Below are 17,372 nucleotides of genomic sequence, written 5' to 3' on the forward strand. Positions count from 1 at the left end.
AAAATAATCTGCGAGTATCTCTGGAAAGATACAACGCAACAATTGCTCGGTCTTCATGATGCAAAGATAACAAATACCTATGAAATTATGTGCATGAGGAGAGAGGGATGCAACTGGGTTTTACGACTGACCCTGAAGATCTCCACAAGTATTCATTGATTACGGAGTATCTGCATTCCAAACAGAGCGAAAGAGATAAAAATGCCTCTCTATTTATCAAAAAAGGTATTCAAGAGGGATTTTTCAGAGCAGACATCAACTATTCGATAGTAACACAGATTGCTCGTGAATCTGTGCATTATGCCATGATGAATCAACTGTACAAGGAGCACTCCATTCAAGAAGTGTTTAGTAACATTATCTTGCTGTTCATCAGAGGCATTTGCACATTGAAAGGGCTGCAGAGGTTAGAAGATTTGTCTTAAACTCCTGTTGTTCACGGCGCATACCGTAAATGCTCAGTACTTCGGTGCATAGTCCTCAACCCTCTTGGTTCTTTCCCATGTACTGCTTCGTCATCATATCATAATACAATGATTCTAATTCTGCAACGCTGAGTTGCGAAATGCTATATTCGATGTTTCTAATCAGTTCTTCTCTTCGGAGTTCTTGATCTTTTTCAAATCGTTGAAACTTTGTCATTTTTAAGGATTGATTATAGGAAGTTAGTGCAAGTTTTTTATTTATGCCCAAGCTCTTTCTTTTATATCAAGATTTATAGTCGTTGAATCTGTTTGACACCCTTCACCGTCTCCAGTTTCTTTACCAAGGCGTCCAACTTGGAAACATCGTCCACCTGAATGGACAGATTTCCACTAAACAATCCATCATGTGAGTCAATATTGATAGAGCGCATCATGATCTTCTCTTCCTTGGCAATGATACTGGTAATGTTGTTTACAATTCCAATATCGTCGTTGCCAATAATCTTTAATGTAATGGTGTACAACGAACTTCCTTGTCCGCTCCAACGTGCTTTTACTATGCGATAGCCAAAACGCTTCCGAAGTTCAGGGGCATTGGGGCAGTCTTTGCGATGAATCTTTATACCACCACTTACCGTGACAAAGCCAAAAACGGCATCACCGTAAATAGGATGGCAGCATGGCGCCAATGAATATTCCACACCTTTCAAGTTTCTGTCAATCACCAAGACATCATCATTTGATGAATGTGATTGAACATCAGGTTTTTCAAGATTGAAATCTTCAGCACTTTGTGCGGGTCTTGTTGAGATGCTGTTGAGTTCTTTGTCTCTAAGATCAATATATTGGTCGATGATATCGTTAACATCCAGTTTTTCGTCTGCAATTTGCTTGTAAAACTCGGACACCTCCTTGAACCCCATTTTCTTTACCAAATGGCTCATGATGGCTTCGTCTAAATCCACCTTCTTATTCTTAAATCGACGCTCTAACAGTTCTTTTGCATAGAGTCCGTCTTTGGCTTGCGTCTCCTTCAAAGCCAACCGAATCTTCGATTTAGCCCTACTTGTCTTAACAATATGGAGCCAGTTGGGATTAGGCTTTTGGTTGTTTTGGGTAATAATCTCCACTGTATCGCCCGATTTCAACTGTTCTCGGATAGACACGTTCTTGTCGTTAATCCTCGCACCCACGCAGGTGCTGCCTATTCTTGAGTGGATATAATAAGCAAAGTCTAACACCGTAGCCCCTTTGGGAAACTTCTTGATTTCGCCTTTGGGGGTAAAGACATACACTTCGTCTTCGTATAAATCCAACTTAAACTGATCCATCACCTGCAAGTCGTCGCCAGCTTCTAAAGCTGTACGAATCCCTGCAAGCCATTCGTCCACATTCCCTTGGCTCTTTATTCCTTTATACCGCCAGTGTGCTGCCAATCCTCGTTCGGCAATTTCGTCCATCCTTTCTGTTCTAATCTGAACCTCTACCCATTTGTTTTGTGGTCCCAGCACGGTGATATGCAGACTTTCATAGCCATTTGACTTTGGCACAGAGAGCCAATCGCGCAAGCGTTTGGGGTTGGGTTGGTACATGTCTGTAATGATGGAGTAAGTTTGCCAACATTGCATCTTCTCTTTTTCTAAAGGAGAATCCAAGATGATGCGAATAGCAAACAGGTCATAGATACCTTCAAAGCCACACTTCTGTTTTTTCATCTTCTGCCAAATCGAGTGAATACTCTTGGTGCGTCCCTTCATGTGGAATTTCAGTCCCGCACTCGTTAGCTTCTTCTCAATGGGTTCAATGAAGGTGGCGATGTATTTGTCACGTGCCTGTTTTGTGGCATTGAGCTTCTCCTTAATAAGGTAGTAAGCGTCATGCTCCAAATACTTCAAACTCAAATCCTCTAACTCACTCTTCAGTTGGTACAGTCCCAGCTTATGAGCCAAAGGCGCATACAGATAGCTTGCCTCCTCACTCACCTGATGTTTGGCATCTATGTTTGACACATCTCGTATTTGACGCATGAGGTTCACACGGTCGGCAATCATTATCAAGATGACACGCATGTCCTCGGCAAAGGACAACAACAAATTTCTGAAGTTCTCGCTTTCAATCACAGGGTTCTTGCGGTATAGCTCATCTATTTTAACCAACCCGTGAATGATGTGCGCAACCGTGTCTCCGTATTTCGCTCCCACCTCTTCTATGATCAAAATACCATTGACAACACTCTGGTGAAGTAAAATAGCAATCACGCCATCGCGTTTCAATCCTATTTCTTGAACAGCGATTTCGGCTGTCTGTAAGGCATTCAAAAGGGGGTTAAGCCCAAAAACATCACGGTCTACTTGTCCGTTTTCAACACATGCCTTGAGGTGTTCTCTGATATTTTCCTCATCATTATCCTGCAACGATTCACCAATAGACTGATGAATACGTTTGAAAATATCCAAATATTCTTGTCGTTCCGTATCCGTAAACTCGAATTTCTTGCTCATATCCCAATCTTTCTGTTGCCACAAAGATAATATTTTTTCTTCCAAACAACTCTGTTTTTCACAAAAAGTAGCTATCTTTGTCTCAATATTCAACGAACGTAAACTCGTGCGATGAGCAAGTCTTTTTAATTCAAGTTCTTATGACACAGCAAGATTTACAACAAATCTCTCAACGTGGTATGACGGAAGAACAAGTCAACCAGCAGTTGGAAAATATTAAAAATGGGTTCCCCTTCTTGGAATTACAAGCAGCGGCAAGTACAGAACATGGCATCATGGTTGCCGATGAGCTTCAGAAAAAGCATTATGTAGAGTTGTGGAACCAATACAAACAGGGCAATCACAGGATTGTCAAGTTTGTTCCTGCCTCTGGTGCTGCCAGTCGCATGTTCAAGGATTTGTATGCTTTTTTACATGCCAGTTATGACGTTCCCACTACCGACTTTGAAAAAGAGTTCTTTGGCAACATCAAGAAATTTGCGTTTAGTGAAGAGTTAACCGAAAAATGTGAAGAGAACGAAGGGCAGAAGATGACCAAGCTAATGGCTGAAGGCAAATATAAAAAGGTGGTTGAGAATTTGGTGGAGCCAAAAGGACTCAATTACGGACAGTTGCCAAAGGGGCTTTTGCTGTTTCATTATTACGAGGACGCCGCCCGCACCCCGATGGAGGAACATTTGGTAGAGGCTGCGCTATATACGAGTTGTCATGGAGAGGCTTACATTCACTTTACCGTATCGCATCAGCACCTCGAACTCTTTAAGAAACGTGTGGCTGAAGTAGTGAATAGATTTTCAAAGCGATATAAAGTTCAATATCACATTTCATTTTCAGAACAAAAGCCAAGTACCGACACCATTGCCACCAATATGGACAATACGCCATTTAGAAATGAAGACGGTTCGCTGCTATTCAGACCTGGTGGGCATGGCGCATTGATTCAGAACCTCAATGACATTGAGGCAGATGTCATCTTTATTAAAAACATAGATAACGTAGTGCCCGATCGATTAAAGACGGATACGGTGACCAACAAGCAACTCTTGGGAGGTATTTTGATAGAGGTTCAAGAACAATGTTTCCATTATCTTAATATGTTGGAAAAGGGAAAATACACGCACGATCAACTGGAAGATGCAATCCGATTTGTTCAGCGTGACCTTACGTGTAGAAATCCTCGACTGAAGTATATGGAAGACGAAGAGTTAATTCCTTACTTGAAAGCCAAACTCAATCGCCCCTTGCGCGTTTGTGGAGTGGTTAGAAATGTGGGCGAGCCTGGAGGAGGTCCTTTTATTGCAATAGGTAAAGATAAAGCAACCAGTCCTCAAATTTTGGAATCGAGCCAAATTGACAAGTCTAACAAAGAGTATGTTCGGATGTTTGAGCATAGTACACACTTCAATCCCGTTGATTTGGTTTGTGCTGTGAAAGATAGCAAAGGGCAGCCTTTTAACCTTCCCGACTATGTAGACCCTGAAACAGGTTTCGTTTCTTATAAGAGTAAGGATGGTAAGGACTTGAAAGCATTGGAACTACCGGGTTTATGGAACGGTGCCATGAGCAACTGGAATACCGTCTTTGTAGAGGTGCCACTAACAACTTTCAATCCTGTAAAGACCGTCAACGACCTTCTTAGAGAGCAACATCAAGCCTAAAGCAGAAAAGAAAAAGCGCTGTTCTCTTCATGCAAATTGGAGGGAATGAACAGAAAAGTGGGAGTGAATGAATAACATGGACTACCCACTTTTTCTTTATCTCTACTCTTCATTTGGTAGCCCAAAGTTCAGCTAAGCACTTTTTCTTCATTTCTTTTCTTGTTATTTTCACATGTTCACAGCCCTACAGAGAAGTGTCAATTGTTATTATTTTTCAGAAAACGCATACTTGTAAAATATTTAACAAGCCGTTCATTTTGCGCATATTTCCATACAAACGTGAATATGGTCACGAATTTGTGATTTTTATATTTTCCTCATTCACAAGTACTTTTATTCAAATGAGCAACGATGTTTTACTTTAACTCATTGAGTTAACCACCTTAACTCATGGAGTTAAGAGTGCTGAAGTATGTGTTTTCCATGCTTGTCTACATGTTTTAGAAGGCTTATCTCAATGCTTCAATGCACTCCTTTCCATGATTTTGTACTTTTACCATGTTTCGATGTGTCGTCGAGTTGCTATTTTCAACTTTTTGAAATAGTAATTATATTGACAAATCCTCCTTATTTTTGTCGCATTTTGTCAATTTTATTGATACTTAAAACGCAATTTTAGCCTCTTGAAAACAAGTAAAAAAAAAGCAGCTCAAAGTTTCTCCAGCACACTTATTTTACACGCGCCACATTTCTTATAGCATCCCCCGCATCGTTGCGAAACATCCACTAATAGAGCGTTTCTTTGAGAATATGGAAGATAGTTGCGTATAAAAGTTCTTAAAATCAATGGAGACAGTCATAAAATTATTATAAATAAACTCATATCTTTCGCTTCTATCTCATTATTATTGTATTTTTGTGCTTGGTTTTATAAATTGAATAACAACACTATTATGGCAGAAGCTATTGATATTCGTGAGTTAAATATCCGAATCGAACAACAGAGTGGGTTCGTCACCAACTTGGTTCAAGGAATGGATCAAGTAATTATAGGTCAAAAACATTTAGTAGACTCATTGCTCATCGCTTTGTTGAGTGATGGTCATATACTTTTAGAAGGTGTGCCGGGTTTGGCAAAAACGCTGGCAATCAAAACGCTGGCTCAGCTCATTGATGCTGACTACCGTCGTATTCAGTTCACGCCAGACCTGTTGCCTGCCGATGTTATCGGAACTTTGATTTACTCGCAAAAAGAAGAAAAATTCCAAGTAAAGAAAGGCCCCGTGTTCGCCAACTTTGTTTTGGCAGACGAAATTAACCGTGCCCCAGCCAAAGTTCAAAGCGCACTCTTAGAGGCAATGCAAGAGCACCAAGTCACGATTGGAGAAAACACGTACAAATTGCCCCATCCATTTATGGTTATGGCGACACAAAACCCCATAGAGCAAGAGGGTACTTACCAACTTCCAGAGGCTCAGGTGGACCGTTTCATGTTGAAAGTGGTGCTGGACTATCCTACATTGGAAGAGGAGAAGCTCATTGTTAAGGAGAATATTCAAGGCTGTCTGCCCCAGGTAATGCCAGTAACTACCGCTGAAGAAATATTAAAAGCAAGAACCATCGTCAACGAGGTATATATCGACGAAAAAATAGCCCAATATATTGCGGATATTGTTTTCGCCACCCGATACCCTGAACGATATGAACTACCTGAATTGAAGAATATGATTACTTTCGGCGGCTCGCCACGTGCTTCTATCAATTTGGCAAAAGCAGCGCGCACTTATGCTTTCATCAAGCATCGCGGATATGTGATTCCTGAAGACGTGAGAGCTGTGGTTCACGATGTGTTGAGGCATCGCATAGGATTATCTTATGAGGCAGAAGCCAGCAATCTGACATCCGAGGAAATTGTATCGAAAATTATCAATAAAGTAGAAGTTCCTTAAGGCTGGGTAACACAGGACAGGCTTGAAAGAAGTAGACAAGGCATGACAGCAGGAGTAGGACAACTTGAGGTGAGATGACAATGGAAACAAGTGAAATTCTAAAAAAGGTCAGGAAGATTGAAATCAAAACTCGTGGATTGAGCCAAAACATCTTTGCAGGACAGTATCATACGGCGTTCAAAGGTCGGGGTATGGCTTTCTCGGAGGTGAGAGAATATCAATTTGGAGATGATGTTCGAGATATCGATTGGAATGTCACCGCACGTTTCAATCACCCCTATGTCAAAGTGTTTGAAGAGGAACGCGAACTGACGGTCATGCTACTCATTGATGTCTCAGGCTCTTTGGATTTTGGTACCAAGAAACAAACCAAACGAGAAATGGTGGCCGAGATAGCTGCCACACTGGCATTCAGTGCCATTCAGAATAATGATAAGATAGGAGTGATTTTCTTTTCAGATAGGATAGAAAAATATATCCCACCCAAAAAGGGACGCAAGCATATTTTGTACATTATTCGTGAGATGCTCGACTTTGAACCACAGAGCAGAAAGACAGATGTCGGTATGGCGATAGAGTATCTTACCCGAATGATGAAGAGAAGGTGTACAGCTTGTATTTTGAGTGACTTCTATATCAAACATGAAACTGCCGAGTACGAACACTTCGAGCATGCGCTGACCATCGCCAACCACAAACACGACATCGTAGCAGTGCAGGTATATGACCAACGAGCTAAAAGCTTGCCCAATATCGGATTGCTGAAAATCAGGGATGCCGAAACAGGACATGAGATGCTGATAGATACCTCATCGGCTAAACTTCGTCGTACCCACACAGCTTACTGGTTGGAGCGTGCTGCAAAACTCAAACAGATATTTGCAAAAGGTGGGGTAGACTGGACCAGTGTAGCCACCGATGAAGACTATGTGAAAGCCATGATGCGCCTCTTTGCACAAAGAGGTGTGTAAACATTAGAATGGTCACGCTACTGAAAAAGGAACGGTATGTAATTGTCAAGAAAGAATGAATTTGATAAAAAAGAACTTTATAATTCTGCTGATAAGCACAGTGTGGTGCTTAGGACTTCATGCCCAAATAGGTGTACAGCAAAGGTTAGACTCTGTTGGTATCTTCATAGGACAACAGATTAATATGACGATTGACGTCACAGCACCTAAGAATGCCACGATTCATTTTCCCGCTTTGAAACCGTCGCACTATCTGGTGCCTGGTGTCGAAATTCTTGAGATTTCTAATAGAGACACGACAGCACTGGACAATGGGTTCGTGAAGGTATCGAAGCAATATACGCTCACTTCGTTTGATGAACACTTGTACGCCATTCCCGGACAGAAAGTACAGGTAAACGGCAAAGACTATGTGGGAAATACCTTGGCACTAAAAGTGGTTACGGTGGATGTTGATACATTGCATCCCAACCAATTCTTTCCACCCAAGGACGTTCAAGACAATCCTTTTTCATGGAAAGAATGGAGTCCTATCTTTTGGTTGAGTGTATTGATGTTATTACTTTGTGTATTAGGCTTTTACCTATTCCTTAGAATTTACAATAACAAACCCATCATCACACGTATCAGAATTATCAAGAAGATACCGCCTCATCAAAAAGCACTCACCGCAATAGACAAGCTGAAAAGTGAGAGAATGGTGTCATCTCCCGACCAAAAGACTTATTACACTGAGCTCACCGACACGTTGAGACAGTATATAGAAGAGCGATTTGGCTTTAATGCCATGGAGATGACAACCTCAGAGATTATTTATACGCTGCATGAGAAAGGAGACAAGAAGATGATTGATGAGCTGAAAAGTCTCTTTGAAACAGCCGACTTGGTGAAATTTGCGAAGTACGAAACGCTTATCAATGAGAATGATAAGAACTTGGTGAACGCTATCAACTTTATTGATCAAACAAAGATGGAGGGTGAACCCACCGAAGAGCGCATTGTTCCGAAATTAGATGAAAAAGACAGGCGAACTCAAAAGACCAGAAAGACCATCAAAATGCTCTTAACTGCCATTGGCATCAGCGTGTTTGCTTTGCTTATCTATATTGTCTATCAGGTTTATTTGCTCATGGTTTAACATCTGGAGACTACTAAATCGTAAAATGAAATAACGTGGAATTTGTAAATAAAGAATATTTCTTACTGCTATTATTGCTCATTCCGTATGTGATATGGTATTTCCTGTATCGTAAGAAGAGTGAACCTACCATGAAGATGAGCGATACACACGCCTATCTGTTTGCACCGAAAAGTTGGCGTACACGCTTGGTGCACGCACCGATGGTGTTAAGATGTCTTGCTTTCATCTTTATCATTTGTGTCTTGGCACGCCCCCAAACCCACAATGCTTGGGATGAACGTTCGGTGGAAGGCATCGATATCATGTTGGCAATGGATGTGTCTACCTCTATGCTTGCAGAGGACTTAAAGCCCAATCGCTTGGAAGCTGCTAAAAATGTGGCAGCAGAATTTATATCCGGGAGACCGAATGATAACATTGGCTTGACCATTTTTGCAGGAGAAGCCTTTACCCAATGTCCCATGACCACAGATCATACCTCACTTCTCAACTTATTGAGAAACGTTCGAACAGACATTGCGGCACGAGGATTGATATCTGACGGCACTGCCGTAGGAATGGGATTGGCAAACGCTGTATCACGCCTGAAAGACTCGAAGACTAAAAGTAAGGTCGTCATCTTGCTGACGGATGGTAGTAATAACATGGGCGATATCTCACCCATGACCAGTGCTCAAATTGCAAAAAGCTTGGACATCCGCGTCTATACGATTGGGGTTGGAACCAATAAAGTAGCTCCTTACCCAATGAGTGTAGGAGGAGGAACTCAATATATCAATATTCCTGTGGAGATAGACTCCAAGACGCTCAGTGATATTGCAGCAGTGACTGAAGGAAACTTCTATAGGGCAACGAATAATCAACAGTTGAAACAAATCTATAAAGATATTGACAAACTGGAAAAGACAAAGATGAATGTCAAGAAATTCTCAAAGCGTTACGAAGCATTCCAGCCATTTGCCTTGTTGGCAGTGCTTAGTTTGTTGCTCGAGTTGCTTCTACGAAACACGGTTCTGCGTAGGATTCCTTAATGAATAGTAGTCGATAATGACAGTGACCTACGATATTCAATGCTAAAAAATATGGTTATAAACAGATTGCAGCTTGCTGCAGATGAATACGAACAAGATGATAAGATTTGATGATCCTATATACCTTTGGCTTTTAATCGTTATCCCAATCCTTGCATTGATTCGCTTGATAGGATATCGAAGACGACTTGTGAAGCTCAAGAAGTTTGGAGATATGGAGCTGGTACAGCAACAAATGGCTGACATCTCGAAATATCGTCCAACTGTTAAGTTTTGGTTGTTGCAAAGTGCATTAGCACTGTTAATCGTGATGTTAGCCCGTCCACAGATGGGGTCAAAGATTTCTAACGAAAAACGGAATGGCATAGAAACAATTATCGCTTTGGATATTTCAAACTCCATGCTGGCTGAAGATGTTGTACCTTCACGTTTAGCCAAGAGTAAGCTGTTGGTTGAAAATCTAGTAGATAACTTTACCAACGATAAAATTGGTTTGGTAGTCTTCGCAGGCGATGCCTTTATTCAGCTACCCATTACCAGCGATTATGTAAGTGCTAAAATGTTCTTGCAAAATACTGACCCTTCCCTGATTACAACGCAGGGTACTGACATTGCGAGAGCCATTCGTTTGTCAATGAGTAGCTTTACACAGCAGGACAAAGTGGGGCGAGCCATTATCCTGATTACGGATGGAGAAGACCACGAGGGTGGTGCGCTTGAGGCAGCAGCAGATGCAAATAAGAAAGGCATCAACGTCTTTATCTTAGGGGTGGGCAACACACAAGGAGCGCCCATACCAGTAGCTGAAGGTGGCTATATGAAAGATGAGAACGGACAGACGGTTATGACAGCCCTCAATGAAAAGATGTGTCAAGACATTGCACGGGCTGGCAAAGGGACTTATATCCATGTGGATAATACGAATGATGCCCAAAAAAAGCTTAATGAAGAATTAGCAAAACTTCAGCGTGGAGAAACGAATAGTGTTATTTATAGCGAATATGACGAACAATTTCAAGCTTTTGGTATCTTAGCCTTATTGCTATTGATCATAGAAGTTTGTATCTTGGAAAGTAAAAATCCATTACTTAAAAACGTTCGATTATTCAAGAAGAAACAGTAGAAGTACGATGAGCATAAAGAAAAAAAGACATATCTTCAGTTTATTACTGCTCACTTTGGGCTTTACCTCTATGTTTGCCCAAAGCGACAGACAATTCATACGGTCAGGAAATAAGCTATTTAGGGCGCAAAACTATGCGAAAGCCGAGGCGGAATACCGCAAGGCGATTGCGCAAAATGCACAGAATCCACAAGCATTGTATAATCTTGGTTGCGCGCTGATGATGCAGCAAAAAGATTCAGCAGCTATCGTACAGTACGAAAATGCAGGGAAAATAGAAACCAGCAAGAGTAGGAAAGCCAAGGTCTATCATAACATAGGTGTCATTTGTCAAACGCATCAGATGTATGGTGAAGCCATTGAAGCCTACAAAGAAAGCTTAAGAAATAATCCACAAGACAACGAAACTCGTTATAACCTTGCACTTTGCAAGCGTCTTCAAAAGCAACAAAAGAAGGACAACGAGCAGAAGAAAAAGGATGATAAAAAAGGTAAGGATAAAGAGAAGAAAGACAATCAGCAACAAAAACAAAAGGACAATCAGCAGAAGCAACAAAACAAGCCAAAAGACCGCATGAGTAAAGAAAATGCAGAGCAACTGTTAAATGCTGCCATGCAACAAGAGAAAGCTACTCAGCAAAGAATGAAGAAGGCTGAACAACAGCCTCGCTCACGAAAGTTAAAACGAAATTGGTAAGTTGGTCTCTTCCTATTTTATAACTATATCTATGAATCGATATATAAAATATACATCCATACTGTTCATTTTCAGTGTTCTATGCGCTCTGAATACTTATGCACAAAGCATTTCGGTATCTGTACCAAGTCAGGTAGCTGTAGGCGAAAACTTCAGACTCTCGTACACCATCAATACCCAAAACGTGGAAGATTTTAGGGCAGGGAATATTCCTTCAGCTATTGAAATCATCGCAGGCCCTTATACTTCCAGTCAGTCAAGCTACCAAATGGTGAATGGAAAAACGAGTAGTTCGTCCTCTATCACCTATACGTACACGCTCTATGCTTCAAAGAATGGCACCTTTACCATTCCAGCAGCTCGTGCTCGTGTTAATGGAAAGGTCATTAGCTCAAAATCTGTCAAAGTAACTGTCTCTGGATCTGCACGCAAAGGACATGGTACACCATCCATGCGTGATGACGAAGGAGCAGACATGCCAATGAGATCAGTTGGCAGTAGAATCTCTGGAAACGACCTCTTTATAAAGGTGAGTGCCAACAAACGACGGGTACATGAACAAGAACCTATATTGCTCACATACAAGGTGTACACGTTAGTAGACCTCACACAGTTGGAAGGTAAAATGCCTGATCTTACTGGATTTCATACACAGGAGATTAAACTGCCACAACAAAAGAACTTCCACATTGAAAAAGTCAATGGCAAAAACTACCGATGTGTAACTTGGAGTCAATATGTGATGTATCCTCAAATGACGGGTAAATTGAAGATTCCAAGCATTACGTTCAAGGGAATTGTAGTGCAACAGGACCGAGCAGTGGATCCTTTCGAAGCATTCTTTAACGGAGGGTCTGGTTATGTCGAAATGAAACGAAATATCAAGGCACCAGAAATCAACATTCAAGTAGACCCCTTGCCCAAACGCCCCAATGATTTTTCTGGAGGAGTAGGTAAGTTTAACATCTCTGCCTCTATCAATCATTCGGAAGTAAAGGCTGGAGAACCTTTGTCATTACGTGTAGTGGTGAGTGGAATTGGCAATTTGAAGCTAATGAAGCAACCTACTGTCGAGTTTCCAAAAGATTTTGATAAGTATGATGCAAAGGTGACAGACAAGACCAAAGTGACCGCCAATGGGGTAGAAGGTAGCATGGTTTATGACATTTTGGCTGTTCCTCGAAATCAAGGAAAATATCAATTGCCAGCTATCAAGTTCACCTATTATGATACGGGGTCTAACAGTTACAAAACCATTCAGACGCAATCTTTTCAAATCAATGTGAAGAAAGGAAAGGCAAACGCTGATAATGTAGCAGATTATAGTCAGACACAAGAAAATGATATTCGTCATATAAAAGAGGGAACAACAAAACAACATGCCATTGATAAATTCTTCTTTGGCTCCACAGCTTATTGGATAAGTCTGCTAATTCCACTTGTCGCTTTTGTCGTATTATTGATTGTCTTTAGAAAGCGTGCTATAGAGCATGCCGATGTGGTGAAGATGAGAGGAAAGAAAGCAAACAAAGTGGCTACGAGACGATTAAAGAAAGCACGTCAACTCATGGAGCAAAACAAGCAAAATGAATTTTATGATGAAGTTTTGCGAGCCTTATGGGGATATGTCAGCGATAAGTTGAACATGCCAGTAGAACAACTGTCTCGTGAAAACATCGCTGATAATTTACATCACCAAGCGGTAGATGATGAAACGGTCAATACATTCTTATCGGCTTTGGATGAATGTGAGTTTGAACGATATGCCCCTGGTGACGCCTCTGGAAATATGAATAAGACAATGGACTCGGCTATCACAGCCATTATGAACATAGAGAATGTATTGAAATCGGTCGCAAAAATGAACAAAAACGCGCATCATCGTACCAACCTCACATTACTTCTGTTCGCAATGTTGCTATGGTCAACGGCAATTTCGGCAACTACCAAACAAGAAGCTGATATGGCTTACAAGCATGGTAGCTATCAAGAGGCAATTAAAATGTACGAGGAATTGTTGAAACAAGGTGTCAGTGCTGAGCTTTATTATAATCTTGGAAATGCGTATTACCGCACAGACGACCTTACAAAAGCGATTCTTGCTTATGAACGTGCATTCTTATTGTCGCCCGGAGATGATGACATCAAGTTTAATCTACAGTTTGCGTCAGCCAAAACAATAGATAAAATTACACCTGAGAGTGAGATGTTCTTTGTGACATGGTATCACTCTTTGGTGAATTACACCAGTGTTGACAATTGGGCTAACATGGCAATTGTTTCTATTGTATTGGTACTTGTCTTAGCGCTCTTATACTTGTTTGTCCCAAACCTTTTGCTCCGAAAGGTAGGATTCTATGGAGGTTGCTGCTTCCTTATCCTTTTTGTAATGAGTAACTTCTTTGCTTATCAACAGAAGCGTTTACTCGTGAACAGAACAGGAGCTATCGTCATTGCTCCTGCCACGCAGGTGAAGAAGACTCCCTCCAATAGCAGTACCGACGAGTTTGTTATTCACGAAGGAACAAAGGTCTACATCACGGACAAAGGACTTAAGGACTGGAGAGGCATTCGCTTATCAGACGGACGAGAAGGATGGCTAAAGACGACAGAGATAGAGGAAATTTAATCACTAAAGAAACCGTTTAAGGATTTGGATATACAAGCACTCATAGAACTTGACCAGCAAGTATTGCAAAGCTTGAATGGCTCAAACTCATTATTCTGGGATGGAATGATGATGACCATTACATCGAGTATCACGTGGATACCCTTGTACTTGTCACTCCTTTATCTCATCATTAAGAATAATGAAACGATGTCTCAAATCCTTTTAATCTTCGGATTTGCCTGCTTATGCTTGTTGTTATCTACAGGTGTTGCTGATATTTCTATCAAGCCTTGGATAGAACGCATGCGTCCATGTAACGACCCAATGTTGAAATATCAAATAGAGGTGGTTAATAATTACCGACCACGAACATTCAGTTTCTTCTCTGGACACGCTTCAAACACGCTTTCCATAGCCATATTCATTTGTCTTTTAGTACGAAGTAGACTGCTAAGTGGTTTCCTTATTTCATGGTCTCTACTCAATGCCTATACGCGATTGTATTTAGGGGTGCATTATCCCAGCGATATTTTTGCAGGACTTCTTTGGGGAACTGGTGTGGGATTTTTCACTTATTATCTATTTCAAAGGTTATCCCACCGTGTGATAGCGAAAGGAAACTTTATTTCAAGTCAATATACCAATACAGGCTATAGCTTTCAAGATATTGATATGGTAATCCTTATTTTTGTGTCAACCTTGCTCTATTCAACATTAAAAGCGTTAATTTTGTACACATAAAAAAAATAAACATATTTTCCAGTGGAAACAAAACATATACACATCAGTGATTATCAGTACGAACTGCCCGACGAGAGAATTGCAAAATTCCCAATAGCGCAGCGCGACCATAGCAAACTTCTCATTTACAATCATGGCAAAGTGGGTGAGGATGTCTTTTATAACTTATACGAACACCTGCCACAGGGAGCGTTGATGATTTTCAACAATACGAAGGTGATACAGGCACGCATGCACTTTAAGAAAGATACGGGTGCACTGATAGAGGTTTTCTTGATGGAACCAGCCATGCCAGCCGATTATGAACAGATATTCCAAAGCAAGAGACATTGCGCATGGTACTGTATGATTGGCAACTTAAAGAAATGGAAGAGTGGAAGTTTAACACGAGTTTATCACATTAACCAGAAATCGGTAACATTAAAAGTCACTCGAAGAGAACCAGCAACAGATGAGCATCAGCCTGCTCAGGGACTTCATGCCACGCCTTCAACTCATCATTGGATAGATTTTAATTGGGATGCAGAGGATGTTTCTTTTGCCGAGATTCTTGAATCAATCGGCGAATTACCGATACCTCCCTATCTGAATAGAGAGACACAAGAAAGTGATAAAACGACCTACCAGACGGTATATTCTAAAATTAAGGGTTCTGTTGCAGCTCCTACTGCTGGTCTACACTTCACCGATTCCGTGCTTCAAAGCTTAGATGAGCATGGTATTGACAGAGAAGAGTTGACCTTACATGTGGGAGCAGGCACCTTCAAACCTGTAAAAAGTGAAGAAATAAAAGGACACGCTATGCATACCGAATATATCTGTGTGCATCGTCAAACACTTGAAAAACTGCTAAGACACAATGTTGAAGCGATTGCTGTTGGTACAACGAGTGTACGAACTTTGGAAAGTCTGTACTACATGGGCGTGTTTCTTGAGACTCATCCAGACGGTACGGAAGACGAATTGCATGTTCAACAGTGGGCTCCTTATGAACGACTGCACACAAATGGACAAGTTGAACATTTGGATGGAGGCTTGATAGATAACATTTCACCGAAACAAGCCATACAAAACGTGTTGGACTATTTAGTAAGAAATGAGCTTGAGAGCTTACATAGCTCTACACAAATCATCATAGCACCTGGTTATCAGTATAAAATTGTCAAGATGCTAATTACCAACTTTCACCAACCACAAAGCACTTTGTTGCTTCTTGTAAGTGCGTTCGTAAACGGTGATTGGCGTACCATCTATGATTATGCACTGGCACACCAGTTCCGATTCCTAAGCTATGGTGACAGCAGCTTGTTGATTCCTTAAGCAGGTTTCAATGAGTCAACAGTTATTTAACCAAAGAAAGAAACGACAATATGAAAATAGGAGATAAAGTAAGATTTCTTAGCGAGTCGGGTGGTGGTGTCATTGCTGGATTCCAAGGAAAGAATATTGTATTGGTGGAAGATGAAGACGGCTTTCAAATCCCAACTCCCATCAATGATGTGATACAAGTAATAGATGACGATTATAGCACTGGAAAAGTTGTTGGGTCTACACTTCCTAAGCCCACATCGGTAAAAAATGCGCTTACTTCATCGGCAACCGATGACGAAGAAGAACCGATTGACGATGACCCTTCCACCAAGGAAATCACTTTTCGTACACCTGCTGAGGAAAGAAAAGGTGGCAACCTGCTGAGTTGTTATCTGGCTTTTGTCCCCATGGACATGAAGGATATGACGCATACTCGTTTTGAAAGTTACTTTGTCAACGATAGCAACTACTACGTTAGGTTTACATATTTATCGGCAGAGGGTAACAGTTGGAAGCTGAAGAGTAGCATGGAGGTAGAACCAAACACGAAAGAATTTATCGAAGAGTTTGGAAAAGAAGATCTGAACGATTTAGGACATGTGGCTATTCAATTGCTTTCGTACAAGCGTGACAAGTCTTTTATGCTGAAGGCCACAATAGATGTGCAATTCAGAATAGATACTGTAAAGTTCTATAAGCTTCATACCTTTCAAGAAAATGATTTCTTTGAACTTCCTGCCTTGCTATATACGATTGTTGAAAACGACAAAGTGACCCGTCCTTTAGTCGTAGACTCCAAGCAATTGAAGGAAGAAATGTATCAGAAAGAGCCAAAAGATCATATCGAGGTGACTAAAGCTGACGAGAAAAAAAGCGACACTTATGTCCGCCGATATAATGCTCGCAAACAAACAGGAAACCCATTCCAACTGAAACATCGTGGAGATGAAGACATTGTTGTCGTGGATTTGCATGCCCACGAGCTATTAGATACCACTACAGGTATGAGTGCCATAGACATTCTCAATTTCCAATTGCAAAAGTTTCGCGACACCCTTCAACAATATAAAGATAAGAAGGGGCAACGCATTGTCTTCATCCATGGTAAAGGGGAGGGCGTACTACGTAGAGCGTTGATTAATGATTTGAATTATCGATACAAGAAATACCAATACCAAGATGCGAGTTTTCAAGAATATGGCTATGGGGCAACCCAAGTGACAATTCGTTAATGGTTTCAATAGACTTTATTTTATTAACTTATAATCTTTTA

The 17,372-nt window shown here is 41.0% G+C and carries 14 protein-coding genes; 12 read left to right on the top strand and 2 right to left on the bottom strand.

The window, feature by feature from the left end; translation table 11 throughout:
• The first annotated feature begins 107 nt into the window (after window positions 1–107).
• Window positions 108–425 carry a hypothetical protein gene (locus DEM91_RS03050; RefSeq protein ID WP_249857961.1) on the top strand — a complete coding sequence of 106 codons (318 nt, stop codon included), beginning with the start codon at window positions 108–110 and terminating at the stop codon, window positions 423–425.
• A 55-nt stretch (window positions 426–480) separates the two neighbouring features.
• Here DEM91_RS03050 and DEM91_RS03055 read toward each other — a convergent pair whose 3' ends face one another.
• The gene (locus tag DEM91_RS03055; RefSeq protein ID WP_169337615.1) at window positions 481–642 is read right to left on the bottom strand and encodes a hypothetical protein; all 162 of its coding nucleotides are present in this window, start codon (window positions 640–642) and stop codon (window positions 481–483) included.
• Window positions 643–715: 73 nt separating this feature from the next.
• Window positions 716–2,926, bottom strand: coding sequence for a RelA/SpoT family protein (locus DEM91_RS03060; RefSeq protein WP_249857962.1), 2,211 nt, complete (start codon window positions 2,924–2,926; stop codon window positions 716–718).
• 140 nt (window positions 2,927–3,066) lie between these two features.
• Here DEM91_RS03060 and DEM91_RS03065 point away from each other — a divergent pair, with 140 nt between their 5' ends.
• The 11 genes from DEM91_RS03065 (at window position 3,067) to DEM91_RS03115 (ending at window position 17,331) form a co-directional block, all read left to right on the top strand.
• The gene (locus DEM91_RS03065) at window positions 3,067–4,584 is read left to right on the top strand and encodes a DUF4301 family protein (RefSeq protein ID WP_025072331.1); all 1,518 of its coding nucleotides are present in this window, start codon (window positions 3,067–3,069) and stop codon (window positions 4,582–4,584) included.
• An 893-nt stretch (window positions 4,585–5,477) separates the two neighbouring features.
• Window positions 5,478–6,473 carry an AAA family ATPase gene (locus tag DEM91_RS03070; protein WP_025072330.1) on the top strand — a complete coding sequence of 332 codons (996 nt, stop codon included), beginning with the start codon at window positions 5,478–5,480 and terminating at the stop codon, window positions 6,471–6,473.
• 80 nt (window positions 6,474–6,553) lie between these two features.
• A complete protein-coding gene (locus DEM91_RS03075) occupies window positions 6,554–7,444 on the top strand; it encodes a DUF58 domain-containing protein (protein WP_025072329.1) in 891 nt (296 codons plus the stop codon).
• 55 nt (window positions 7,445–7,499) lie between these two features.
• Complete coding sequence (locus tag DEM91_RS03080) at window positions 7,500–8,582, top strand: hypothetical protein (RefSeq protein ID WP_249857963.1); 1,083 nt, start codon at window positions 7,500–7,502, stop codon at window positions 8,580–8,582.
• Between the two features lie 35 nt (window positions 8,583–8,617).
• Complete coding sequence (locus DEM91_RS03085; RefSeq protein ID WP_008121875.1) at window positions 8,618–9,616, top strand: vWA domain-containing protein; 999 nt, start codon at window positions 8,618–8,620, stop codon at window positions 9,614–9,616.
• A gap of 97 nt (window positions 9,617–9,713) precedes the next feature.
• Window positions 9,714–10,739, top strand: coding sequence for a vWA domain-containing protein (locus DEM91_RS03090; protein WP_025072327.1), 1,026 nt, complete (start codon window positions 9,714–9,716; stop codon window positions 10,737–10,739).
• Between the two features lie 7 nt (window positions 10,740–10,746).
• Window positions 10,747–11,436 carry a tetratricopeptide repeat protein gene (locus tag DEM91_RS03095; protein WP_195252809.1) on the top strand — a complete coding sequence of 230 codons (690 nt, stop codon included), beginning with the start codon at window positions 10,747–10,749 and terminating at the stop codon, window positions 11,434–11,436.
• A gap of 31 nt (window positions 11,437–11,467) precedes the next feature.
• Window positions 11,468–14,065 carry a BatD family protein gene (locus DEM91_RS03100; protein ID WP_249857964.1) on the top strand — a complete coding sequence of 866 codons (2,598 nt, stop codon included), beginning with the start codon at window positions 11,468–11,470 and terminating at the stop codon, window positions 14,063–14,065.
• A 24-nt stretch (window positions 14,066–14,089) separates the two neighbouring features.
• Window positions 14,090–14,788 (top strand): phosphatase PAP2 family protein, encoded by a 699-nt coding sequence (locus DEM91_RS03105; protein WP_249857965.1) that lies wholly within the window; start codon window positions 14,090–14,092, stop codon window positions 14,786–14,788.
• A 21-nt stretch (window positions 14,789–14,809) separates the two neighbouring features.
• Window positions 14,810–16,108 (top strand): S-adenosylmethionine:tRNA ribosyltransferase-isomerase, encoded by a 1,299-nt coding sequence (locus DEM91_RS03110; protein WP_249857966.1) that lies wholly within the window; start codon window positions 14,810–14,812, stop codon window positions 16,106–16,108.
• Window positions 16,109–16,158: 50 nt separating this feature from the next.
• Window positions 16,159–17,331 carry a DUF2027 domain-containing protein gene (locus DEM91_RS03115; RefSeq protein WP_249857967.1) on the top strand — a complete coding sequence of 391 codons (1,173 nt, stop codon included), beginning with the start codon at window positions 16,159–16,161 and terminating at the stop codon, window positions 17,329–17,331.
• The last annotated feature ends 41 nt before the right edge of the window (window positions 17,332–17,372 follow it).

It is taken from the genome of Prevotella sp. TCVGH (assembly GCF_023522295.1).
GTDB lineage: Bacteria > Bacteroidota > Bacteroidia > Bacteroidales > Bacteroidaceae > Prevotella > Prevotella timonensis.